The organism is Bacteroidota bacterium (assembly GCA_016183775.1).
Taxonomy (GTDB): domain Bacteria; phylum Bacteroidota; class Bacteroidia; order JABDFU01; family JABDFU01; genus JABDFU01.
Genome location: JACPDY010000036.1, coordinates 1 through 24,760 on the forward strand (window position 1 = coordinate 1; position 24,760 = coordinate 24,760).

Here is a 24,760-nt window from a genome sequence, read left to right on the forward strand (position 1 = left end):
GTGGATTTTCCCGCCCCATTTTTACCTGCAAGTCCTACCCTGTCCTTTTGGTTGATCAGAAAAGAGATGTCCTCAAAAAGAAAAGAACCTCCAAACCCAACACTCATTCCATTTACCGATATCATCTTCCACTATTTTTAAGCCTGCAAAGGTACGAAATGTAACTGGTTGAGCGCTATAAGGGTCAGGCAAAAATAAGCTTTACCTTTTCCTGCAAAAGCGCAAAGAGCGCAAAGGCTTTTAACAAACCTCTTTTATCTCTCTTTTTCTTCGCGCGAAACCAACACCGAGCATATCTATAATATGGCCCTGATAATTATCATACCCCTTTATTCCTGTTATATTGTACTTTTGCAAGTATATTTTATGAATTTCAGGGGAACCAAATTATACAGCATAGTAAAGGCTAAATGTCCGCGTTGCCATGAAGGGAATTTTTATGAAACAACCAACCCATACAACCTGAAGAAATTTGACAAGATGCATAAACGTTGTCCCGTTTGCGGGCAGGATTTTGAACGTGAACCTGGCTTTTATTATGGAGCTACTTATGCCAGCTATGGTATGACGGTAGGATTTGGCATTCTCACGTACTTATTAAGTACTGTTGTTTTCAAAATTGATGATATTCATTTTTTATATTTCTTTCCTGCACTGATAGTCCTTTTGGGCCCCGTATTTTTCCGTACTTCGCGGCTGGTATGGATCAATCTGTTTGTGAAATATGATCCGGCGGCGAATAAAAGTTGATCGGTAAAACACATACATTTTTAAAATTTATCCCTTACTTTGTTCTTGAAATAACGGGCCTGCATAAATAGTGCCGACGCTTAACATGGGAAAAAAGAACAAACAATCTCAACCAAACAAACCGGTACAACAAAGCCCCAAGCCGGAAACCAAAAAAACATGGCTTATAGCTGGAGGAATTGTACTGGTAACACTGCTTTGTTACACCCCTTTATTCAACAATGATTTTTTGAAAACATGGGATGATATGGCCTATGTTACAAACAACGAACTAATAAAGGATCTTTCTGCCAATGGTATTGCGCGTATATTTAAGGAGGATGGGGGTCTTTACGCCAACTATCACCCGCTTACCACATTGTCGCTCGCCCTTAATTACCACGAAGGTGTTACACCTTTTCCTTTTCAGTTCACCAACCTGCTGTTGCACCTCTTCAATACCGCACTTGTATTTGTATTTATTTACCTGCTTAGCGATAAAAAGATCATCCTCGCGTCGATCGTTTCATTATGGTTTGGCATACACCCCATGCATGTGGAAAGTGTAGCCTGGATCTCTGAACGTAAAGATGTACTTTATACATTCTTCTTTCTCACCGGACTTGTTACCTATTGGAGGTATATTACTTCCAACTTCGCGCTAAAATGGTATATACTTACCATGCTTTTATTTGCGCTAAGCATGCTTTCGAAGGCAATGGCGGCTTCCTTCCCGGTAGTTTTACTTTGTGTGGATTACCTGGTGAAACGAAAATTCAGCGTAAAACTCATTGCTGAAAAGATCCCATTTGTGGCCTATGCAATAGTGATGGGAATTATAGCCATAAAAATGCAGGCTGCCGGCAATGCAACTACCGCTTTAACATTTCCTGCATTCAGCAGGTTGCTGCATGCCTCCTATGGCTTCACCATGTATATTTCAAAAATGCTTGTTCCCACAGGGCTTTCGGCTTTTTACCCTTATCCCTACCCGCTTACCAATTCATATTGGAACATCGACGTCATTCCCTCAGAGTTATACACAACACTAGCTGTAACACTTTCTATTATTGCTGCTGTGATATATATTGCGGTAAAGCAAAACTCGTTAAGCCGATGGATATTGTTTGGCATGGGTTTTTACCTAGCTTCTATAGCCCTTGTGCTGCAATACTTTCCAGTTGGCAGAGCCATTATTTCCGATCGATATTCATACGTACCATATATAGGCTTGTTTTGCATTATTGGAGCATTTATCCAACACTATGTTACTTCGTCCAACACTAAACAAATGGGCAAAATACTCCTGGGTGCGGCCGGAATATATTCATTGGTATTATGCTACAAAACATACCAGCAGGTACAGGTATGGAAGAACGATGATACACTTTGGTCGAATACAATAAAAAAATACCCGGGTGATAACCGCATAGTGTTGAGTTATTTCAATCGTGCTTCTTACTATTATATGCAGAATAAATTCGATGCCGCGCTGAATGACTTTTTAGTGATCTCCAAACAAAACTCAAAAGACGACAATGTTATGGTGCGCATAGGAACTATATACGGCCAGCAAAAAAACGACCTTAACAACGCTATTTTATACTTCCGGAAAGCTTATGAAGTGAACCCGCAAAACACAGAAGCATTAAAATACCTGGCTACTGCCTATGGCCTCAAAGGGGACTTTACAAGTTCACTGGCTTACGCGCAGGAAGGCATTAAACTATCTCCCAACGACCCCGACCTGTACATAAATGCGGCAGTGAGTCTGCATAACCTGGGAAAAATTGAAGAAGAAACCATTTACAAAAACAAAGCGGAAGAGCTTAAAAGGCAAAAGGGGCAGTAAAATATTTGTTCCACATTAATACAGAACCTTCTGAAAAACTATCTCAAGAAATACTATGCAACAAACAGCCCGACTCGTCAGGCTGGCTAAGTCGAAGTCGGGCTCCGGCAAGCTTATACAAAAATTTTTGGATGACAGACACGCTCAAACCCAGCACCGACAACTGAATTACCATTTTGGTATTTAGCCGCAAACACAAACTTTTTTTATTGAATTGTCTTGAGTACCTTAGAGGAATAAACTAACACAATTAAACACCATGCTTGTAAAACTTAACCTTGCACTTGCTTTTGAAACGCTTGTTTTAATTGCCGCGCTTTTTTTATTGATATATATTAATAAAAATCAACTGAGTAAATGGTACCGGTATGCCGGCATAGCCATTGTCGTTTTTATTATGGGATTAATGTTATGTTCTGTTGCAGCCAGCTGCCGCATGTGCGGACATAAAAAAATGGGCGGCTGTGAAATGAGCGGCATGGGGAAACACAAACGCATGATGTGCATGAGTGCAACAATGCAGGGCGGTTGTTGTGAACAGATGATGCAGGGTTGTGGCAACAAAATGATGGGTTGCGGAATGGGACATGGAATGGGAATGGGAATGCATCATGGATCCTGCGGAATGGGTATGGGTAGTGGCTGTATGATGGGTTCTGACAAAGGCCACTGCGGAATGGACAAAGAAGACTGCGGAATGAAAAACGATGATGAAAAAGAAGAGTGCATGAAAAAATGCGGCAAAGATTCCATTATTAAAAAAGAAGTGATCATTAAAAAGTAAAAAAAGACTTGGGCTAAAACCCTCATTTCCCAGCCAATTTAATTGCCCCGGCATTAATGCCGGGGCAATTAAAATTCAGTATCTCCGGCTTTAGCCCCAACCTACAAATCGACAATTGGTTAATTTCATAATCTCCTGTTATGTTAAATCCTCAAACATTAAAGTTTTTAGCTTCGTTAAAAAAGAACAACAACAAAGAATGGTTTGATAAAAACCGTCCGGCATACGAAACTGCGAGAAAGGATTTTCAGACTTTTGTTGACACCCTCATACCCGAACTTGCACGTTTCGACAAGGCTGTGACGGGACTTGAAGGCAAAAAGTGTTTATTCCGCATAAACCGAGATGTACGCTTTTCGAAAAACAAATCTCCCTACAAAACCAATTTTGGCGCCATTATTAATCCAGGCGGGAAAAAATCAAACCTGCCCGGTTATTATATTCATATTGAGCCGGGAGCGGCCTTTATTGCAGGTGGCGTATGGATGCCAGAAGCTGATAAACTGAATGCCATTCGCCAGGAGATCGATTACAATCTCCCCGAATTTCAAAAAATAGTGAACGATAAAAATTTCAAAAAGCATTTCGGAAAATTAAGCCAGGAGGATAAACTTGTCAATCCACCCAAAGGGTATGATAAAGAAAATCCCGCACTTGAATTGTTAAAATTAAAAAGCTTTATTGCCTATAAAGATCTGAATTCAAAAGTGCTCACTTCCAAAACATTCTTAAAACAATGTGTTGAAACATTCAAAGCGATGTATGCATTGAATTTGTTTTTGAGAAGGGCGATGGATTAGCCTCACCCTGCCCTCTCCGAAGGAGAGGGTGCTAACGCACTTGCCTTGTTTTCAAAAAACATCCGAAAATTATTAACTTTGCATCGTATCTAAAATCATAATTACTATGACAGCTACTGCAATAAAAAAAGAGTTAAACGCTTATTTGCCTCTGTTATCAAACAAGCAACAAGAATTATTGCTATCTATGGTAAAAAACATATTACACATAGAACCATCCGGCCAACGGATAAGCGTTAAGCAATATAATAAAGAAATAGCCAAAGCAGAAAAGCAAATAGCCAAGGGGAAATTCACAACACAAGAGGATTTGAAAAAAGAAATGAAGGGATGGTAAAAGGTAAAGCTTATAAAATAATTTGGGCTGACTTAGCCAAAGAACAACTAAAAGATATTTACAAATACATTAAAAAAGATTCTGAGCAAAATGCTAAAAAAGTGCGCTCGGCTATTTTGGTATCCACAGCTGTTTTAGAAACAGGCAAGGAAATATACAAAGCGGCTCAACTCAAAATAAATAATAAAGGGAATTACAGAGCCTATATTATTTACAGTTACCGCATAACATACAAAATAGAAGTTGATACCATTGAAATATTAAGAGTGAGACATACCAGCAGAGAACCACTGGAGCATTGATTTTCCCATTGTGCACTTTTTTGAGAAGGGTGAGGACCTACTTCCTCAACTCAAAATTCTTCCCCAAATAAACCTTCCTCACCTGCTCATCATTCGCAAGGTCTTCGGCCGAACCGGCTTTAAGGATAGAGCCTTCAAACAACAGGTAGGCCCGGTCGGTGATACTTAATGTTTCGTGTACATTGTGGTCGGTGATCAATATGCCGATATTTTTTGCTTTCAGCTTATGCACTACGGCCTGTATATCTTCAACAGCAATGGGATCAACACCGGCAAAAGGTTCGTCGAGTAAAATAAATTTAGGATCAACAGCGAGGCAGCGTGCTATCTCTGTTCTTCTGCGCTCACCGCCCGAAAGCCGGTCGCCGATGCTTTTGCGTATATGCTGCAGGCCGAATTCATCCAGCAGCAGCTCCAGTTTTTCGGCCTGTTCCTTTTTATCAAGCTTTGTCATTTCAAGAATGGCCTTTATGTTATCCTCCACACTCAGCTTGCGGAATACCGATGCCTCCTGCGGCAAATAACCAATACCCATCTGGGCGCGTTTGTACATGGGCTGTTCGGTAATATCTGTGTCATCCAGGAAAATTTTACCGGAGTTCGGTTTTATCATTCCCACGATCATATAAAACGATGTGGTTTTCCCCGCACCATTAGGACCCAGCAACCCAACAATCTCGCCCTGGCTTACCTGCACCGACACATCTTTTGCCACCGCGCGGCTTTTATATTTTTTGGTAATATTTTCTGTACGTAAAATCATACTACTACGCCCATTGCCTGAATAAGATTGCGACTTCAGTAAATCCTGATTCATATTTTACTTTATTTGAATTATGTAACATAAGCTTCGTAGTACGCTGTATCAGAATGAAAGTTGAATAGAGCCCCGTATACCAAATTTAGAAATATCCGGTTTATCTAAGTACGTCAATCTCCAGAAAGCATCAAAGCGGAAAATTTTGGCGATATTTTCAACGCCCGCGCCTACTTCGGCATAAGCGCCCTTATCCAGCCAGGATAAACCGTTTGGCAGAACAGTTACATCAAGATTCTTAGGGTTTAAGTGTCCCAGCAATCCTTTCGCGATAAACACTTCTCTCCATTTCAACTTTCTGAATAACGGAATACGGTTAAAAAAGAACCCGTCAAAGTGGTGAAATATGGAAATCGTAATATAGCGGTCGCTCACAAACTCGAAAAAATTCATGAGGTTGTAGGAAGAGTAATCGTAAATGTATGTTTCATTACCGGGATGAATAAAGCCGAAAGGGGTGAAATACAAACGATCATCAATGCTCGCTACCATTCTGTGATAATCATACTCCCCTCCAAAAATGCCGCTCCCTCCATACGTATACTGAAAGGTTAACACAGGCGAGCGTGTTCCAAGACTGGTACGGGTAAATCCATCACCAACAAATTTTTCATCACGCGCATAACGTGTAACAAGACTAAATTCAGACGCATTAATGAATTCCCGTTCATCCAGTTTGCTGTTGAGTGTATTAAATAAATATTTGTCACCCAATATCTGGCTAAATATCCTGTTCGTAAAAAGCAACTTATTGCTGAATCCGGGATACCACTCCTGTTCATAAAAAGCTTCGGTCTTTTCAATAGCCGTCATGTTTTTAAGCGATCGCGCCCTGAAAACGGATGACAGGATATTATCCTGCGAAAAAGCGGTTGCGCTTTGTCCCAGCACTTCGTAATCATTCTTGTAAGATACACCGGCTATTATCCTGGGCTTCTTGGATAAAAATGTTTTGTAACCCATACTGTATTTGAACTGCTTATCCTTTATTCCGTAAGCTACGTATCCGTTCAGTTCATACCATTCGCTGAAAGCAATACTTGTACGGCCCCCGAAACGCAAACGCCAACCCTCTATTCCGTTAAAACTTGCCAGGTTATAATAGGGACCAATATCAAAGTAATTAAATGTTTTATACCCGCTTATAAAAATTGTCACAATATCCACCCAGGTTTTATATATAGGAAGCGTTTGAATGGTATCAACCATTTTGTAAATAGCCTTTTCATTTTTAGTGAGTGTATCATGGCGCACACCATTCCAATAGTCATCATTCCTCTTCAACGCCTCATCATCAACAACCAGGTTAGTGGCATCTGAATAAAAGTCGCCGAAATGTGGTTTGTTAATGACAAAGTTTTTATACGAAGTTGTTTTACGTCCGTATATCCCCATTGTATTGTCCTTAACCGAAAAGTCGATCACCAGCTTATCTTTATGGAGCATCCAAACGCTGTCAACACGTTCGTAATCCTGTATCACAGACAAGCCATTAATAAAATTAATATTGGCATCATTGGCTATACTCATCTCCAGGCGCTTAATAGCGAACGTTGTATCCGCGATCCACATGTTTCCCTCAAAACAAAATTCCTGTTTGCGTTTGGGCTTGAATTGGATCTGGTAGCACCAGTGATTGTCAACATACATACTATCGATCAGGTAATACTTATAAAAGAAAAGTCCATTATCAGAAACGGGACTGGCAAAACCCTTGGAGAATAGAATAATGCTGTTTTCATAGACATTAAGATTCAGATACATATCGCCCAGAAATTGTGATATACTGGAGTTCTGCACACCGGAAATTTTACTTGCTTTTACAACTTCCTTTTTCTCTTTCGGATCGCGGCGATAATAATAATCGGAAAGCGTTTCGGTTATAAAAAGCGGGAGAAAAGGTTTTTCACTCCTGTTTGTGCTGTCAATATTATCAAAAATAAATTTAATGGGTTTCATTATTTTCCGATTCTTGAATTCCTTGTTGATATTATTCAGATCGAACTCCAGCTTGTTGTAAGATTCATACTGGTATGCATCCAAAAGATCTCTGTCATTTTTAGGTTTATGAGCGATCACTTTACGCAATATCCGGTGAGCCGGATTTTCACCCGCTTTCACTTCAACCACCTGCAGGTTGATAGCATTCTCTTCCAATAAAATTGTAATGTTCTGGGAGACATTACGCCTGATCCCGACCGTCGTACTCTTATATCCAACAAAGGTCGCGACAACAGAATCCGAAACCGCATTGGTGCTTATATCGTAATTGCCGTCAAAATCACTGGTGGCACCATTCTTCGTGCCTTTGAAAATAACATTTACAAATGGTAAAGGCTCCTTGGTTTTAGCATCGAGTATCTTACCGGTAACTCTTGTCTGCGCAAAGGCTCCACCTGTCAGCAATAAAATTGCTATCACACAAAATAAACCTCTCATAATACGTAGTGCCATTTAAACTATTAAAATACATTTTTTTACGCAGTGTGCGCAGCTTTTGTTTCAATTATCCATGACTGCACCATATAATTCAGGAGTCCAATTAAAAATTGTATTCTTCTTTCGATCGGCATTATACCATTGGGCTTATACCTTTTTAGTATCAACATTAGTTGGGATCATCCTGAAGGAATTCCGGCTGGAGAAAAAGGGTTCCGGGCCTACATTTATACCATGGCTATATGAGTTTGCGGAAAGCAAACTGGCCAACGCTGCTGGTGTGTATACTGCACTAGAAAAAGCTGTTCAAAGGGAAGACTCATTCAGCAGGGATACCAAGCTCTTTAAACTTATTAATATAACTTTCAAATTCAGTTACAGGATCATCAATATTCCATATAGAACTGTGGATTGCAAGTCCGTAAAATCCAATCTCCTGCACTTTCGCTATATGATCAACATCAACTCCCCCGCGTGCTATAACTTTATAAGGTGTCTTTTTCAATGTGCCTATCAGGCTATGCTCGGTAAACCCGGCCTGGTACTTGGATGTTGAACTGTCGAAGATAGGACTGAGAAAAACATAATTGTATTGCTTTTCGGCTTCCAGTATATTTCCAAGCTTAGTGTATGAAGTTGTAACCAAAATACCGGGCTTCCGTCTTCTGATCATCATAAGTGTAAACCAGGTCTTGAGCCTTCTCCGTTTATGGGATTTGGTAAGATGTATCCCCTTCAGATCAAATTTTAAGGCCAGGTTGTGATGCGAATGAATAATTATACGGTTATGGTATTTAGATGGAATACTTTGCAGAAACTTCCTGAGTTTTGGCGTGGAATATTTCGGCTTGCGGAGATGTAGTGTCTGAAGCCCCTTTTCAAACAGACTCGTTAATATCTCTACTTCCTTTTCAATACCCGATGATGATGAAATCAGTATCAGCTTCATACAATCCCCACTTAATTATTCAAAATAATACCCTTATGAACAGCCTCCGCTATTGATAATAAAAGTCCGGCATCACTCTCAAGCGCGTTACCGATAACAAGTATATCCGCTCCGGCCTGTACAGCTATATTCGCTTGTTCAACCGACTTTATACCGCCTCCAACAACCAATGGTACCCTAATATTTTCTTTAACACTTTTAATCATTTGTCCGCTTACCGGTTTAAGCGCCCCGCTTCCGCCATCAAGATAGATCAGTTTAAGTCCCAGCATTTCACCTGCCATTGCAGTACAGGCCGCGATATCGCTTTTATCATGCGGAAGCGGCATCGTATTACTGATATAGGAGGCACTGGTTTGTTGGCCGCTGTCAACTAAAATATAACCGGTTGAAAGTATTTCGAGACCACTGTGCTTTAAATACGGGGCTGCAACAACATGCTGTCCGATTAACAGATCGGGATTGCGGCCGGATATAAGAGATATCAATAAAATACCATCCGCTTTATCACAAATCTGCATTGTGCTTCCCGGGAAAATAATGACAGGTATAGTGGAATGTTTTTTTATTTCCTTTATGCAGCGCTCAATGCTTCCTCCGGCCATAAGGCTTCCTCCCACAAAAAAATAATCAACTTTAGCGTCATTTGCGATTTCAACAATTTCAGTTGACTCAAATTTATCGGGGTCGATCAAAACAGCAAGTTGTTTTTGCCCGGAACGAATTTTTTCCTGAATTGTAGTGTATATGGAAGCCAATATACTTTCGTTTAGTTTTACAATATTAATTAATCATTAACATAAACCAACATGTAATCACCTGTTTTTTCGTAACAAAGAGACACATCAATGTTGATGTGTGATGTTTTTATATGTCCAACCAGCTTTCCACTTGCATTTTGAGCGAAAGGTTCAACAAAAATATTTTCACGGAACAACAATTCCTTTTTGCCATAGTATTTGTAAAGCGTTTCTTTAGCACACCAATAGGTGATCAATTGTTCGATCCGGTTATTATTATCCAACTGTTTAAGCTCCGCTTCACTCATGAACCGCCGGGCAATACGTTCAACCTTTGATTTAATAAGCTCAATATCAATACCTGTTTCGTTAACCTTGTTGATTATCACTGCTACCCGATCATGCGCGTGTGAAATTGAAATTTTTGTGGTCGAATTCATCAGGGAGGGTTTGTTATAACTGTCATATTTAATTTCGTTACAGGGTTCCGTGCATAACAGGTTCACTAATATCCTGGCGCTAATACGCTGTTTCTTCAACTGCTCATTTACATTTAATACCAATGGATCGATCCTGCAGTTAAGTAGCAACAATAGTCCATCAACGCCTTCGGTGATATGCCACAAAGCCAGCTGACTATTGGGGGTAATATGCTTATTGAACAGCAATGGCATATATATAGTTCATTATCAGTATATTAATAAATAATTTTGTGATCATCCTTGTCGAATAATAACCTATAATTTTTTGGGCTTTTAAGGTCACTTTCATACATTTGCAGGCTAAAATTCTGATAATCAAATTAAAAATAAAAAAACATGGCACAAACAGCAACTGCTGAAAAGAAAACTTCGGGTAAAAATCCTCCTCCGTTTTTAAAATACAAAGTAAAGGATATATCATTGGCCGAGTGGGGTCGTAAAGAAATAAAATTGGCTGAGCAGGAAATGCCCGGCTTAATGTCGCTCCGCGAAGAATTTGGTCCGAAAAAGCCATTAAAAGGTGCCCGCATTGCCGGTTGCCTGCATATGACCATTCAAACCGCTGTGTTGATCGAAACATTGGTTGAACTGGGTGCTGATGTTACCTGGTCATCCTGCAATATTTTTTCAACACAGGACCACGCTGCTGCAGCTATTGCCGCTGCGGGTATTCCTGTTTATGCCTGGAAAGGAATGACCAACGAAGAATTCGACTGGTGCATTGAACAAACACTTTTCTTTGGTGAAGACAGAAAACCATTGAATATGATACTTGATGATGGCGGCGACCTTACCAATATGGTTTTGGATCTATACCCACATCTTGTAAAGGATATTAAAGGCATCTCTGAAGAGACCACTACAGGTGTTCTTCGCTTACATGAACGTGTAACCAAAGGAACTTTACCGCTTCCGGCTATTAACGTTAACGATTCTGTTACAAAATCCAAATTCGATAATAAATACGGCTGCCGCGAATCATTGGTGGATGCTATACGCAGGGCCACTGACCTTATGCTTGCCGGAAAAGTTGCTGTTGTTGCCGGTTACGGTGATGTAGGAAAAGGTTCCGCTGAGTCATTAAAAGATTCAAAAGTTCGTGTTATTGTAACTGAAATCGACCCGATATGCGCGTTACAAGCCGCCATGGAAGGTTATGAAGTGAAAAAAATGGACGAGGCTATTAAAGAAGCTGATATTGTGGTTACCGCTACCGGTAATTTCAACATCATTACTGACCGCCATTTCAAAGCTATGAAACACAATGCCGTTGTTTGTAACATTGGTCATTTTGATAATGAAATTGACATGGCCTGGCTGAACAAAAACCATGGCAAAACAAAAGACACCATTAAACCACAGGTTGACAAATATACTGTTGATGGTAAAGATATTATCGTACTTGCTGAAGGCCGTTTGGTAAACCTTGGTTGCGCAATGGGTCACCCTTCATTTGTAATGAGCAACTCGTTTACCAACCAAACACTTGCTCAATTGGAACTATGGATGAATCCAGGCAAATATGAAAACAAAGTTTATACGTTGCCAAAACACCTGGATGAGAAAGTAGCCCGCCTGCACTTGAAAAAAGTTGGTGTAGAGATTGACACATTAACTGATCAACAGGCTAAATACATTGACGTTCCTAAAAACGGTCCGTTTAAGAAGGATACATACAGGTATTAAAAGTAAAGCGGGTTTAAAACCCGCCTTTCATATAAAAGGGCTGAGATTGCAACGAGCAATTTCAGCCCTTTTTATTTTGCCAACAATAGTCCTGAAAAGGCTTCCTCCAGTTATAAATAGAAAACTCTACGCACCTTTCCCGATTAAGGAAATTATGAAACTAATAAGTATAGAACAAATAAATAATAAAAGGAGGAAGTTTTTTAATTCATCCTCCTTTATTAGCAATCAAATTTATTTGACTGCTTTTCCTATTGCAACACCAATTTGTATTCCTAATATAATAGAATACAAAGAAACGAAGCAAATTTGGAAACTATGGGTTTTACTCATAGCTTACATTAGACAAAGGGATAACGCAACCTTTGGGAAAGTCTACACGTTACTTTGTCTAATTATCTTAAAGGATTTATTTATTTGCCATTATTACATAGAAAGGAAAATAACGGATATAAAGTCATTCTTAGATGACATTACATCTTTCTTTCGTAACAACATTTCCATAAATGTAATAAATTGTTTCTTGTTTATTCACTTTTCCTTAATCGGGAAAGGTGCGAAACTCTATCAAAAATGGGGTAAATTATACTCTAAAAACGCACACGCAATGCCGCGGTAATGTTCCTGCCTGCAGCACTTATACCTGATGAATACGGCCGATACAGTTGATCGGTGATATTTTCAAGTCCTGCGTTTAAAACAAGGTATTGATTGATGAACCATGCTGCTTTAAAATTAAGTGTATACCAGCCGGGAGTAAAAGGATTTCCGTTTGCATCTTTAGCGAAAGACGAATTATCAATACGATCAACCAAAGGAAGACGCTCAAAATCCATTTTACCATTATATAATGCGTAAAGATCAAACTTGAGTTTTTTGCGCTCATAAAACAAATGAGTACCTCCAAACAAAGGCGCAACATGCGGTTTAGGGTAATAGATTAAACTATCTTCACTTTGTTCTTCACCCCGCTGATAGCTGATCGTGCTTTTTAATCCGACCCCTTTACCAAAACTGAATTCAATACCTGCCTGCACACCATAAACATTGGCAGCAGTGATGTTTTGGACTGCCAATACCTGGCTCAACTGTCCATCGTAAATAATACTGTCTTGTCCGTTATATTGAAAATTTCTGCGGGCCAAAGCATCCTTCAACAAAGTGTAATATGCGGCAAAATCTGCTTTCAGAAAGCTGCCAAACGTTTTAGCCGTGCCTATTTCCGCATTGTAAGCATATTCCGGCTTAAGATCTGCATTGGGAACAACCACACTTTCGGCCTGTGAATCAAACACCTTCCCCAGATCATCTATATTGGGAGCGCGAAAGCCGGTTGATCCATTCAGATACAACTGCCATGTGGTGTTAGGACTGAAAACAAAACCAATGCTGCCATTTAAGGCGCCATTACTGTTTTCCGCATGAACAAACGGGAAAGGGAACAGCGAAGTGTCAAAATCAGCTTTTATCATGTATTGGGTGTAACGTGCCCCCGCGTTCATGATCCATTTTGAATTTAACTTGTATTTCAAATTCGTAAAAGCTCCGTATGCCCGCCAGGTTGAACCATCAGGATAGCGCGTGGTGGTTGGTGTTTCTGCAAATGTTACCCTGTGTACCCGGTTGGCGACCGAACCTACTTTATTGTGAACAAACTCCGCCCCGAAGAACAATATCGCTTTTTCATTTATCCTTTTGTCTAAATCAAGATTGAATGAAAGAGCGTCAACAGTTTCTGTCTGGTTACGAAGTCGATTGTCATTAAACTTTCGGTCATGGCGGCTTTCCTCATAATCCTGCATAGCTGCTGCAAAACGTAATTGGTCATACAGCTTGCTGCTTTTTGTATTAGAAATGCCCAGACGATTCATCATCCACTTTTGGGGACCATAATACCATTCCGCATTATCAAGTTTACCATCGCTATTTAAATCCTGCACCAGCCGGTCATACCGCCCGGCGTCAGAGGTTTCAGAGTAATGAAATGCATAATCAAAATCCCATGCTTCATTCGGTTTAAACCGAATTTTTTGCATAAAATTTGTTTGGCTGAATGCAGAACCGACCTGCAAAGAGGAATCGCTGTTCACAAACATGGAATCTTTTCCATTTACTGTCTTCACGTATGAAGGACGAAGGAAATAAGAATTCCCTTTTGAACCGGCACGCAGATCGGCATAGTCGGCGTAAGTATAACTGGTTGTAAACGCCCATTTTTTCAACCCGATGCTTAAATCCATATGACCTGTTTTTTCATTATTCGCTGAAGAGAAGCGGCCAAATACATTTCCGGTGAATAACAACTTATCCCCTTCAGAGAATTTCGGCTTTAACGTATGGAAATCCATCACACCGCCTATTGCATCGCTGCCATACATTACCGCTCCGGGCCCGAAAAGAATTTCAGTGCTTTCAAGCGCATTGGCATCTATCGATATTACATTCTGAAGGTTGCCGGCACGAAAAATAGCATTGTTCATCCGAACACGATCCACAACGATCATTACACGATTGGTCGCGAAGCCTCTCAGGTTTGGTGAGCCTCCTGCCTGCTGACTCTTTTGAATATAAGCATACCCGCTTGTCTCCAACATATCTGCTGTTGTCTGAGGGTTCTTAAAAGCAACATCCCGCCTGCCTATTTTCTCAACACGAGCGGGAACTTCAACTTGCTTCTCTTCCCAACGATTTGAAGAGACGACCACTTCATTCAGTGAAATATTATCTTCCACCATTTCAACTTTAAATTGCATGGCTTCAAGCTGCTTATAACTATATACCGATTCTTTAAAACTTATAAACCGAAAAAAAATACTGTCAGCATTTTTAAAAGCAGAAATGTCAGCCTGACCCTTTGCATTGGTTGTGGTTGACAAATTCGGATTTTTGCTATAAATAGCACAACCCGGTAATGCCTGTAAAGCATTGTTGTCAATCACTTTTACTGTCTGGGTATAGCCCGTCACAGACCATATCCATAAAAATATTACCATAAATCTCCTTTTCATATTCGATCAGTTTAACTATTTTAATTTTGAAAAAAATAAACTATCATACAAAAACGATGGAGATTATTTATCCACGTCCTTATTATGAAAGAAAAAATAAAAATCAATTAAACTAACCTGGGTGGGGGGGAGGGAATTTCTCTGATACAAGAAATGAGTGAAGATTGAAACCTGCACGGTAATTGAATGGATTTCTCCTGAATAAAAGAATTCTGATTATTTGTTGGCAAATAAAGATTTGAAAAAAACTCGGGTAGCTTTTGTCCGCCTTTTCCTGTTGCCGGATTCTCTGTGTTTTGTTGCGTTTGCTCTTTAAGGTTAACAATAAGTTCCTTTTCTTTTTTGTCATTAAGAACTTCGACTACAATATTCCCATTGCCATCCGTTTTCTTTCTTACCACATCATATAAATTTCCTTTATAACGGAACTCATTTCTTTCAACCCATTCAAGGCTTTTATATTCATCCCCATCAAAAACAAATACAGTTAAGTCATTCTGGGGAACGGGATTTTTAATTTTTTGATACACCTCATCCTTTACCTGGCTCTGAAAATACAGGAACACAGGGTAATATCCCACAATGTTGTAGAGAAACAGAATAAGGAATAAGCACGAAAACACTCTTCTCATAAAATAAAAATGCCTTTTTACCGGGGCAAACAATTTAAACAGAAAGAACGATCGCCCTCAGTTTACTATCAATTAATTAAAAATATGAATAGTATTTGTACCGTCGAAAGTGGCCTGATACTTTGTTAATGGAATAGTTGCAGGACCAACATTTACACTTCCATCGCTCATTAAAAATTTTGAACCGCAGCAAGTATCAATGGCAAAAATACCACCCGGCTCTCCGTTAATTCTCGCACAGGCATCTGATGGCGTATATGTACAATTGCGTTCATACGCCATAAAGTCGGTACTGTTTTTACGATAAACAAGAATTCCACGTACTCCTCCGTTCACATACACCCAGCCTGTCGGGCTGTTCAAAGCCGGATTACTGGTGATATAAATATACATGTCAACCGGCGCGGTTGGAACACCGCTCTTATTATTCTCCGAATTTTTTTTGCAGCTATTGCATATAAAACAAAACAATAACCCAATAAAAATATATTTTCCTGTATTAAACATAATGCTGTAAAGATAGGGCATTTATGCCCTTTTTAAAAGAGTGTGTAAATTTTCGTATAATTGTTACCCCACATTCCCAATTTATGAGCAAAATATATAAGCGCATAATCCTATTTGCTGTCCTTTTTATGCCTTTAATAGCATTTGCCCAGGAGGCAGCCAAAACAGACAAAGAACAACAGCCTAAAACCACACGCGCCCAACGCAAAGAAGCAAAAAAGATGTGGAAAGAAAAACGAAGGAACGAACGAGCCGAAAAAAAGAAAATTAAAGAGCACCATAAACGTATTCAGACAAAAGAAGTGCGAAAAAGAATGAAAAAAGACAGGAAAACTGCTATTCGAAACAACCAACACAAACGCGAATTCTTTCTCAAACGCTGGTTTTCAAAAAAACAAAAAGTCTGATTGAAGAAACATACAGAATATAGGAGCTGTTGCGCATTATTAATTATTAATTTTTCATTATTAATTTCTTTATCTCCCCTATTCGCGCAATCCTATTACTTCCGGAATTACTCAGTTGATAATGGTTTGCCATTTATACAGGTATCTGCCATTTTCCAGGACAGCAAAGGCAATTTATGGACAGGTGGCTACGGCGGCTTAAGCAAATTCAACGGTCGCACATTTACAAATTACAGTCCTAAGAACGGACTCATACACCATTCCGTCAGATCAATCACAGAAGACAAACAGGGAAATATATGGATTGGCACAATTGATGGAGTGAACAAATTTAACAATGGAAAATTTACATCATATACTACTGCAAATGGCCTGCCCGACAATTCCATCCGCGCTTCTTTAACTGACTTTGAAGGAAATATTTGGTTCGCTACAGGCAACGGGATCTGTAAATACGATGGAGAACGATTTGAACTCATTAACTCCGGCAACGGACTCATCTCAAACGATGTATTGTGTTTACATGAAGATGCTGCGCACCTGATCTGGATCGGCACTTCCCAGGGATTATGCTCATACGCAAACAAGAAAATTACAAATTATTCAGTCAATGATGGATTGCCTGATAAAAGCATAAGAACCCTGTGCAGCGACTTAAATGGAAATTTATGGATCGGCACCAGTAACGGCTTAAGTGTACTCAGTAAAAATAAGTTTGAAAACTACTTTATACAACAAGGCTTGCCCGACAATGAAATTAAAACCGTGCAAACAGACGCGCTAAAAAACGTATGGGCTGGAACAGAAAAAGGACTATGCAAGATCATTCATTCACCAAATGGCATTTCATTTAAAAAATATGTTCCGGGACCCGAACTTAACAGTAATATCATTGAAAGTCTTTATACGGATTATGAAGGCAATTTCTGGATCGGAACGTACAACGGCCTGTATCGATACCGGAGTGATGTGTTTGGCTTATTTGCAGAGAAGGAAGGAATGCAAAGCACATTTATATACCAGATCTTACGCGACAAAAACAACAACCTGTTTATAGGCACTAAAAACGGAGGGTTTTATATTTATGACGGAAAAACTTTCACTAACTATACCACCAAAAACGGATTAAGCGGAAATGATGTGAATGCCGCAGTACTTGACAAGAACAATGATCTGTGGATCGGAACCAATAACGGTCTCAGTAAATTTGACGGACACACTTTTGTAAACTATACTAAAAAGAACGGACTTACCAGCGATTCGGTAACTGCGCTTTATATTGACAACACCGGGATCATATGGCTGGGACAAAATAACCGTATTGCGTTGTATGATGGAAAAAATTTCAAAACAATTCCTCTTCAAAGTCCGAAAGGAAACTTCGATGTATGGACAATAGCGCAGGATAAGAATAATACCATATGGCTCGGCACATATCTTGGCGGCTTGTTTAAGTATGACGGAAAAGAATTTGCCGAATACTCAAAACAGATAGGAGTTACCAGTAATTCTGTTTTCAGTATACTTCAGGATACCGAAGGAGATCTTTTTTTCGGAACACTTGACGGCGTGTTCATGTACGACGGAAAACAAACCACCCATTTCAGCGAGTCGGACGGCATGAGTTCCGACCTGGTTTATGTAATGCTCCTCGATGATAAAGGATTTTTATGGGCAGGCACAAACCAGGGTATCAATAAAATAAATGTAAACGAATTCAGGAAAAGCGGGGAAAAACGAATTCAGCCCTACGCGAAGGAAGAAGGATTCCAGGGTGTTGAATGTAATACGAATGGCGCGTTCAAGGAACCTGATGGAAGCCTTTGGTTTGGCACCGTTAATGGCCTCATAAAATATACTCCGTCAGAGGATCGGTTAAACACCCTTGAACCCAAAACAAGCATTATCAGCATTGCTCTTGCCGAAAAGGATACTGTATTAAACAACAATTGCAAACTGTCCTATGATGAGAATACCATTTCATTCGGATTTATCGGCGTGTGCCTGACCAATCCGGCCAAAGTCCGGTATCGATATATACTTGAAGGCGCGGATAAACAATGGGCGCCTGTAACCAGTGAGAACTTCGTAAAATATTCCAGCCTGCCGGCCGGGCATTATACATTTAAAGTGATCAGCTCAAATAATGAAGGTGTTTGGAATAAACAGCCAACACAATTTTCATTCACTATTGTTCCGCCATTTTGGAAAACATGGTGGTTCAGGACGCTTGCAACGATCGGAATAATCACTGCGGTGTTCCTGTTCATTTATTATCGCATAAATCTTGTACGTACACAGGAACGACAGCGCTCCGAACTTCAAAAACGCATCGCGAATGTTGAACTCCTTGCCTTACGTTCCCAGATGAATCCGCATTTTATCTTTAATATAATGAGTTCCATTCAGCACTATATCGCGAACAACGAATCCGATGCAGCTTTAAAATATCTTTCCCGTTTCGCCAAATTGATGAGGGCAATTATGGAAAATACCAAACAGCCTTCGATCACTATTAAAGATGAACTTGATACGTTAAAACTATATCTCGAGCTGGAAGCTATGCGTTTCGACAATAAATTTGAATACATCTTCAGGGTCGATCCGAAAATAGATGTTAACAACGAAGAGATACCTTCCATGTTAATACAACCTTATATTGAAAACGCTATTATCCACGGCTTGTTACCAAAAACAGGGAATGGCAAACTGCTCATTGATCTTACAAAAAATGATGATTTTATTATTTGCACAATAGAAGACAATGGTATAGGGCGCGCTAAAGCGAAAGAATCAAACAAAAGCAGGATCAGCCAGCATCGTTCGCTTGGCATGTCAATTACGAAAGAACGCCTGTCTATTCTGAATCATATTAATAATAACAACACCAGCTTAAGCGAAGAAGTTGTAGATTTAACAGATGCTAACGGAAACCCTGCCGGGACACGCATTGTAATATTTGTACCCGTTGAAAGCAGTTGACCAGCGCACAAAAGCATTCAGTTGGCAAAGATCAGTTTGCAGTTGGCAAACAGCAATCATTGCCAACTGTAAACTGCCTTCTGCCAACTTTTTTACATTTTGAAAAACAAATTATTCAATGTTACCTCATAAACTTTAAACAAAAGCATGAAAGCAATACTTGTAGATGACGAAAACGGATCACGCGAATCTTTAGCCCTGATCCTTGAAAAATATTGCCCGCAGGTACATATACTCGCCAAAGCTGATTCCATGACCAGCGCGCTAACAGCGATACAGAAATACGAACCGGAGTTGGTTTTTCTTGATATTGAAATGCCCAATGGCAGCGGATTTGATCTGCTTGAAAAAATAAAGGACATTGATTTTGATGTAGTGTTCATCACCGCCTATGATCATTATGCCATCCGGGCGATCAAATTCAGCGCGGTTGATTACCTGTTGAAACCCATAGATCCCGAAGATCTTAAACATGCGGTAAAAAGGGTGGAAGAAAAACGTTTAAGTAAAAAATCACTGGGCGATAAATACAAGACACTTCTTTCCAATGTAAAAAGCGAGTCCAAGCTGAAAAAGGTTGCAATTCCTGATGGCGATGGTTTGGTTTTTATAAACCTTACAGATATCATCCGTTGTGATTCGGACGGCAACTATACATATTTCATTTTGAACAACGGCAAAAAGATCATGTCATCCCGAACACTGGGCGAATACGAAGAAATGTTTGAAGGAGAGAATTTTTTCCGTGTGCACCGCTCACATTTAGTGAATCTCGATCATGTAAAAAAATACATTAAGGGAGAAGGCGGCTATGTAGTGCTATCTGATAACTCACAGGTTGAAGTATCACGCAGAAAAAAGATCGAATTCCTCGAAAAGCTGGGTGGACATTAGTTTTGTTCAATGTTCCGGGTTCAATGTTCAATGTTTGATTGTCCTCGAATATTGCTCCTGATTGCCAAACAGCATCTATCTCATCGACCCCGTTTAACTTTGAACTTTGAACCTTGAACTAAATAGGTAACCGTTTATCATAATTATCCCACCACTTAAAAAGTAAGCACCTCCCTTCGGAAGAATGCCACAATAAACACTGTTTTTACTGCGTAATATTGTCATAACCAAAACCTAAAGATCATGAAGGCAATTTCGAAAAGAAGAGTCAGTTACCACAGAGTGGTCGACTCATGGATTCGCTGGTGCGGTGCTGCAACCTTAGCGTTTATTATTTACAATGTAATAGTAGTAATAACAAGTTAAATAGATTAACATTCTTTTCCTTCAACAGAAAGAGAAAGTAGGAAAAGGTGGTCGCCGGGCAAGCAGGAAGCTTAAACAAAAAGCGTGGGGCTTAACCTTCAGGCTTGTCCGGAACAGACCAAAAAACAAATAAATGACGCGTAAAAAAAAATGGCAAATTTACAGCATACAAACCGCTGCCAGGAAGAATGAAATTAAAATTTAAATAGCTGATATGAAGTGTCTTATAGGGAAAATAAAGATGGAAATAAATTTTTATAACTTTTTGACAATTATTCCTATATTCGCCCTTCGCATTGTACAAAATAAATCATATTACGTTTAACATAAACTTCTCAAAATGCTACGAAAAATACTACTCGTCTTTTCTTTCGTTGTAGCCGGAACAGTATTGTCATACGCGCAAACTGGCTCATTAAAAATAAAACTCGTTGATAAATCCAACGGCGAGCCTATGCCTTTTGCGAATGTATTGGTTGAACAAAATGGCGCTAAAGTCGCTATTAACCAAACCAACCTTGACGGTGAAGTTCAATTTACAGCACTCCCTCCCGGAAAATATGATGTAAAAGCCACTTTTGTCGGCTATCAAACAATACAGCAAACAGGTATTATTGTGTCTGCCGATAAAGTTACTTACCCTAAGCTTTCTATGTCAACCGTAGCAGGTGGTGTTGAATTGAAAGCCGTTGAAGTATCCGAATACAAGGCTCCTCTCATCGACCCTGAAACCAAATCAGGTTCAACCATCACACGCGACCAGTTCATTAATATGGCGCAGAAAAACGTTAACACCATTGTTGCACAAACAGCCGGTGTATTCCAGGCCGATCAGGGAGGCGCATTAAGTATACGTGGATCTCGGGCGGATGCTACTTCTTATTTCATTGACGGTGTTCGTGTGATCGGCGGCTTTGGTGTATCACAACTAGGTGTGGAGCAAATCACAACAATTACCGGTGGTATTCCTGCACAATACGGTGATGCCACGGGTGGTATAGTTTCCATCACCACACGCGGTGTTCAGCCAAAATTCTTCGCTTCGGTACAGGGTGAATCATCACAATACCTGGATGCTTTTGGCCATAATCTATTAGGCTTCAGCCTTGGCAGCCCCCTCTATTCAAAACGCGATACAGCAGGAAATAAAAAAGCTGTAATAGGCTTTGTTCTTTCAGGTGAATTCATTCACAGAAAAGACCCTAACCCATCAGCAATTGGTTCGTATAAAGTAAAAGATGATGTTCTGAAAGGTCTGGAAGAAAATCCATTAATACCTTCTCCTACAGGAGCCGGAAATTTACGCGCTGCCGAATTCATCACAATGAATGACCTTGAAAAAATAAAATTCCGCCAGAATGTTGCTCAATCAGGTATCAACTTAAATGGTAAACTCCAGTTTAAAATTGCTGACAATACCGACCTTACCATTGGAGGAAACTATTCTTACAATAACCAATCTGCATTTGTATATGAATATGCGCTCTTCAATCCGCAAAACAACCCGCAAACAATAAACAATACGTATCGTGTAAATGCGCGTCTGGTTCAGCGCTTTAATACAAAGACTGAAACGGAAAAGGACAAATCAAACTCAACTATTACAAATGCTGTTTATACTTTACAGGCAGAATATACCAAAAACATGTCTGTTACGCAGGATGCCGACCACAAAGACAATTTTTTTGACTATGGTTATGTCGGGAAATTCGACAGGCTGAGAACAAGATATACCTTCTACGATGCAGGAAGTGACCAATATTACCCGAATTTTTCTTATAGCGCTTCGAAAAACGCTTTCGTGCAGACCGGAGCACCCGGCGATTCATTGGTACTCTTCACTCCGGCCACAATAAATCAAACAGGAGCAAATTATACATCACAATATTATCAATACGAGAATAATAAGGTTCACAATTTCAATGAAATTCAAAATGGTTTGGGTTTATTAAATGGCGACAGGCCGGGCAACATATATTCATTATGGTACAATACCGGCCGGCAATACAATGGTTATAGCATCAGGAATGATGATATCTTTCGGGTTTATACAAGTTTTTCGGCAAGCGTTAAAAAGCACAATATCCAGATCGGATTTGAATATGAACAGCGGATACAACGTGGCTTCAATGTCAATCCTATTGACCTATGGACATTGATGCGTCAATTAACAAACAGCCACCTGACGCAATTGGATACGGCGAATCCTACAAGAGTGAATCTTGGCGGCACTTATGATTACATTTTTTATGATCAAAAATATGATGGGAACAGCCAAAAGCAGTTTGACAAAAATTTACGTGAAAAGCTCGGAATGCAAATTAACAATACTAGTTTAATAAATACTGATGCCTATGCTCCTAGTTTTTATTCATTAGGAATGTTCAGCCCGGATGAACTATTTAACAATGGAAGCGCACTGGTTTCATATTGGGGGTATGATTATACAGGAAAAAAATCAAGTGCTACACCCAGCTTTGACGCATTCTTTAATGACAAAGACCCTGCAGGCAACTTTAAACGCCAGATCGGTGCATTGCAACCTATTTATATTGCAGGGTACATTCAGGATCAGTTTGATATAGAAGATCTGAAATTCCGTTTAGGTTTACGCATTGATAGGTATGACGCCAACCAAAAAGTATTAAAAGATAAATACTCGCTGTATGAAATGAAAACAGTCGGTGAGGTTAGTAATCTTGGTAATCACCCTACCAGTATTGGTAATGATTATGTTGTTTACGTAGATGATGTTAAAAACCCATCGAAAATTGTCGGGTACCGCAATGAAGACAAATGGTATAACCCTCAAGGCACAGAAGTGAACGACCCCAATGTGTTAGCCAAAAATGCAAGTATAAGTAAATTATATCCATATCTGGTTGATCCGAACAGTTCGGCTATCAGTTCAAAAGCTTTTAAAGATTATGAACCTCAGATCAATTTAATGCCTCGTATAGCTTTTGCCTTCCCAATATCTGATCTTGCTCAATTCAACGCCAACTACGACATTACAACACAGCGCCCCGGCAATAACTTAGCACTTCCGACTGAATATCTATTCTGGACTTACAGCGGCCAATCTCCTTTTGTAAGCAATGCTGCCCTGCAGCCACAACGCACAACCAGTTATGAGATCGGTTATAAACAAGTTCTTAATGAACGTAAAAATGCAGCAATCACTTTATCCGCTTTTTATAAAGAGTCACGCAATTTAATTCAAGTAAGAAATGTTATACAGGCATACCCCTCGCAATATTTGACGTTTGACAATATTGACTTTTCTACTATTAAAGGATTTTCAGTATCCTTCGATCTGCGTAGAACAAATAATGTTCAGATAGGCGCCAACTATACACTGCAGTTTGCTGATGGTACCGGTTCAGGTGCAACCGACGGGCTTAATTTAGTTTCTGCCGGATTACCAAATTTAAGGACATTGATTCCTCTTAATATTGACAGGCGTCATACAATGAACGTGGTACTTGACTATCGCTTTGGCACCAAGGGGGAATACAATGGCCCCGTTTGGATCCGCCACAAAGGACAGGAACAGGAAAAAGTCCTGAAATTACTGCAGGACGTAGGATTCAATTTGGCTATGAGAGCAGGTTCCGGCACCCCTTTCAGCAGACAAACCAACGTAACTCAGGATGTGGCAACCGGAATTTCGCAACGCTCATCACTAAGCGGAAACATAAATGGATCTAACCTTCCATGGTCGTACTGGCTTGATCTTAAGATCGACAAGAACCTTATAATGACCTGGAGAGCTGAGCAGGAAGGAAAAGCTGCTAAAACCGGCTCTTTAAATGTGTATATTGTATTTCTTAACCTGCTTAATACTCAGAATGTGCTTGCCGCCTATCGTTATACCGGCAACGCAAATGATGATGGTTTTCTTTCTTCACCTGATGGACAAAAATACAGTGCTTCACAAAACAGCCCGACTGCTTTTAATGATTTGTATTCGGTTAAAGTTAATAATCCGGGTCTATATAGTATGCCCAGGAGTATTCGTCTTGGCTTTATGTTGGGTTTTTGATC

Annotated in this window: 20 protein-coding genes; 11 read left to right on the plus strand and 9 right to left on the minus strand. The window is 39.7% G+C overall.

Annotation, left to right across the window (positions count from 1 at the left end; translation table 11 throughout):
• Positions 1–125: ABC transporter ATP-binding protein (locus tag HYU69_04600; GenBank protein MBI2269621.1), on the minus strand; the 125-nt coding region annotated here is incomplete at its 3' end.
• Between the two features lie 241 nt (positions 126–366).
• Between HYU69_04600 and HYU69_04605 the strand changes: the two genes are divergently transcribed.
• The 6 genes from HYU69_04605 (at position 367) to HYU69_04630 (ending at position 4,804) form a co-directional block, all read left to right on the plus strand.
• Positions 367–750 (plus strand): DUF983 domain-containing protein, encoded by a 384-nt coding sequence (locus HYU69_04605; protein ID MBI2269622.1) that lies wholly within the window; start codon positions 367–369, stop codon positions 748–750.
• Between the two features lie 85 nt (positions 751–835).
• A complete protein-coding gene (locus HYU69_04610) occupies positions 836–2,581 on the plus strand; it encodes a hypothetical protein (protein MBI2269623.1) in 1,746 nt (581 codons plus the stop codon).
• Between the two features lie 259 nt (positions 2,582–2,840).
• On the plus strand, positions 2,841–3,365 hold the full coding sequence (locus HYU69_04615) for a hypothetical protein (protein ID MBI2269624.1): 525 nt from the start codon (positions 2,841–2,843) through the stop codon (positions 3,363–3,365).
• 140 nt (positions 3,366–3,505) lie between these two features.
• Positions 3,506–4,165 (plus strand): DUF2461 domain-containing protein, encoded by a 660-nt coding sequence (locus tag HYU69_04620; protein ID MBI2269625.1) that lies wholly within the window; start codon positions 3,506–3,508, stop codon positions 4,163–4,165.
• A gap of 106 nt (positions 4,166–4,271) precedes the next feature.
• Positions 4,272–4,502 carry a hypothetical protein gene (locus tag HYU69_04625; protein ID MBI2269626.1) on the plus strand — a complete coding sequence of 77 codons (231 nt, stop codon included), beginning with the start codon at positions 4,272–4,274 and terminating at the stop codon, positions 4,500–4,502.
• Positions 4,496–4,804, plus strand: coding sequence for a type II toxin-antitoxin system RelE/ParE family toxin (locus HYU69_04630; protein ID MBI2269627.1), 309 nt, complete (start codon positions 4,496–4,498; stop codon positions 4,802–4,804). The genes HYU69_04625 and HYU69_04630 overlap by 7 nt, the downstream gene beginning before the upstream one ends.
• 37 nt (positions 4,805–4,841) lie before the next feature.
• Here the strand turns inward: HYU69_04630 and lptB are convergent, their stop codons facing one another.
• From lptB to HYU69_04655, 5 genes are all read right to left on the minus strand, one after another.
• Positions 4,842–5,567, minus strand: a complete 726-nt coding sequence (gene lptB / locus HYU69_04635; GenBank protein MBI2269628.1) for an LPS export ABC transporter ATP-binding protein — start codon at positions 5,565–5,567, stop codon at positions 4,842–4,844.
• Positions 5,568–5,669: 102 nt separating this feature from the next.
• Positions 5,670–8,075 (minus strand): carboxypeptidase-like regulatory domain-containing protein, encoded by a 2,406-nt coding sequence (locus tag HYU69_04640; GenBank protein MBI2269629.1) that lies wholly within the window; start codon positions 8,073–8,075, stop codon positions 5,670–5,672.
• Between the two features lie 304 nt (positions 8,076–8,379).
• Positions 8,380–9,009 carry a thiamine phosphate synthase gene (locus tag HYU69_04645; GenBank protein MBI2269630.1) on the minus strand — a complete coding sequence of 210 codons (630 nt, stop codon included), beginning with the start codon at positions 9,007–9,009 and terminating at the stop codon, positions 8,380–8,382.
• An 11-nt stretch (positions 9,010–9,020) separates the two neighbouring features.
• Complete coding sequence (locus HYU69_04650; GenBank protein MBI2269631.1) at positions 9,021–9,770, minus strand: geranylgeranylglyceryl/heptaprenylglyceryl phosphate synthase; 750 nt, start codon at positions 9,768–9,770, stop codon at positions 9,021–9,023.
• A 26-nt stretch (positions 9,771–9,796) separates the two neighbouring features.
• Positions 9,797–10,423, minus strand: a complete 627-nt coding sequence (locus HYU69_04655) for a 4'-phosphopantetheinyl transferase superfamily protein (protein MBI2269632.1) — start codon at positions 10,421–10,423, stop codon at positions 9,797–9,799.
• Between the two features lie 144 nt (positions 10,424–10,567).
• Between HYU69_04655 and HYU69_04660 the strand changes: the two genes are divergently transcribed.
• A complete protein-coding gene (locus HYU69_04660; protein MBI2269633.1) occupies positions 10,568–11,917 on the plus strand; it encodes an adenosylhomocysteinase in 1,350 nt (449 codons plus the stop codon).
• A 590-nt stretch (positions 11,918–12,507) separates the two neighbouring features.
• Here the strand turns inward: HYU69_04660 and HYU69_04665 are convergent.
• The 3 genes from HYU69_04665 to HYU69_04675 form a co-directional block, all read right to left on the minus strand.
• On the minus strand, positions 12,508–14,925 hold the full coding sequence (locus tag HYU69_04665; protein MBI2269634.1) for a TonB-dependent receptor: 2,418 nt from the start codon (positions 14,923–14,925) through the stop codon (positions 12,508–12,510).
• Between the two features lie 107 nt (positions 14,926–15,032).
• The gene (locus HYU69_04670; protein MBI2269635.1) at positions 15,033–15,557 is read right to left on the minus strand and encodes a hypothetical protein; all 525 of its coding nucleotides are present in this window, start codon (positions 15,555–15,557) and stop codon (positions 15,033–15,035) included.
• A 72-nt stretch (positions 15,558–15,629) separates the two neighbouring features.
• The gene (locus tag HYU69_04675; GenBank protein MBI2269636.1) at positions 15,630–16,085 is read right to left on the minus strand and encodes a hypothetical protein; all 456 of its coding nucleotides are present in this window, start codon (positions 16,083–16,085) and stop codon (positions 15,630–15,632) included.
• Between the two features lie 62 nt (positions 16,086–16,147).
• Between HYU69_04675 and HYU69_04680 the strand changes: the two genes are divergently transcribed.
• The 4 genes from HYU69_04680 to HYU69_04695 all read left to right on the plus strand — a co-directional run bounded on the left by HYU69_04680 (position 16,148) and on the right by HYU69_04695 (position 24,758).
• On the plus strand, positions 16,148–16,471 hold the full coding sequence (locus HYU69_04680; protein MBI2269637.1) for a hypothetical protein: 324 nt from the start codon (positions 16,148–16,150) through the stop codon (positions 16,469–16,471).
• Positions 16,472–19,453, plus strand: a complete 2,982-nt coding sequence (locus tag HYU69_04685) for a histidine kinase (GenBank protein MBI2269638.1) — start codon at positions 16,472–16,474, stop codon at positions 19,451–19,453.
• A gap of 147 nt (positions 19,454–19,600) precedes the next feature.
• Entirely contained in the window at positions 19,601–20,347 is a 747-nt protein-coding gene (locus HYU69_04690; GenBank protein MBI2269639.1) for a response regulator transcription factor, read from the plus strand.
• A 706-nt stretch (positions 20,348–21,053) separates the two neighbouring features.
• Positions 21,054–24,758, plus strand: a complete 3,705-nt coding sequence (locus HYU69_04695) for a carboxypeptidase regulatory-like domain-containing protein (protein ID MBI2269640.1) — start codon at positions 21,054–21,056, stop codon at positions 24,756–24,758.
• Positions 24,759–24,760: the final 2 nt, after the last annotated feature.

Coding starts and splice junctions, on each gene's coding strand:
- HYU69_04605 (MBI2269622.1), top strand. CDS start 367: ATGAATTTCAGGGGAACCAAATTATACAGCATAGTAAAGGCTAAATGT.
- HYU69_04610 (MBI2269623.1), top strand. CDS start 836: ATGGGAAAAAAGAACAAACAATCTCAACCAAACAAACCGGTACAACAA.
- HYU69_04615 (MBI2269624.1), top strand. CDS start 2,841: ATGCTTGTAAAACTTAACCTTGCACTTGCTTTTGAAACGCTTGTTTTA.
- HYU69_04620 (MBI2269625.1), top strand. CDS start 3,506: ATGTTAAATCCTCAAACATTAAAGTTTTTAGCTTCGTTAAAAAAGAAC.
- HYU69_04625 (MBI2269626.1), top strand. CDS start 4,272: ATGACAGCTACTGCAATAAAAAAAGAGTTAAACGCTTATTTGCCTCTG.
- HYU69_04630 (MBI2269627.1), top strand. CDS start 4,496: ATGGTAAAAGGTAAAGCTTATAAAATAATTTGGGCTGACTTAGCCAAA.
- lptB (MBI2269628.1), bottom strand. CDS start 5,567: ATGATTTTACGTACAGAAAATATTACCAAAAAATATAAAAGCCGCGCG.
- HYU69_04640 (MBI2269629.1), bottom strand. CDS start 8,075: ATGGCACTACGTATTATGAGAGGTTTATTTTGTGTGATAGCAATTTTA.
- HYU69_04645 (MBI2269630.1), bottom strand. CDS start 9,009: ATGAAGCTGATACTGATTTCATCATCATCGGGTATTGAAAAGGAAGTA.
- HYU69_04655 (MBI2269632.1), bottom strand. CDS start 10,423: ATGCCATTGCTGTTCAATAAGCATATTACCCCCAATAGTCAGCTGGCT.
- HYU69_04660 (MBI2269633.1), top strand. CDS start 10,568: ATGGCACAAACAGCAACTGCTGAAAAGAAAACTTCGGGTAAAAATCCT.
- HYU69_04665 (MBI2269634.1), bottom strand. CDS start 14,925: ATGAAAAGGAGATTTATGGTAATATTTTTATGGATATGGTCTGTGACG.
- HYU69_04670 (MBI2269635.1), bottom strand. CDS start 15,557: ATGAGAAGAGTGTTTTCGTGCTTATTCCTTATTCTGTTTCTCTACAAC.
- HYU69_04675 (MBI2269636.1), bottom strand. CDS start 16,085: ATGCCCTATCTTTACAGCATTATGTTTAATACAGGAAAATATATTTTT.
- HYU69_04680 (MBI2269637.1), top strand. CDS start 16,148: ATGAGCAAAATATATAAGCGCATAATCCTATTTGCTGTCCTTTTTATG.
- HYU69_04690 (MBI2269639.1), top strand. CDS start 19,601: ATGAAAGCAATACTTGTAGATGACGAAAACGGATCACGCGAATCTTTA.
- HYU69_04695 (MBI2269640.1), top strand. CDS start 21,054: ATGCTACGAAAAATACTACTCGTCTTTTCTTTCGTTGTAGCCGGAACA.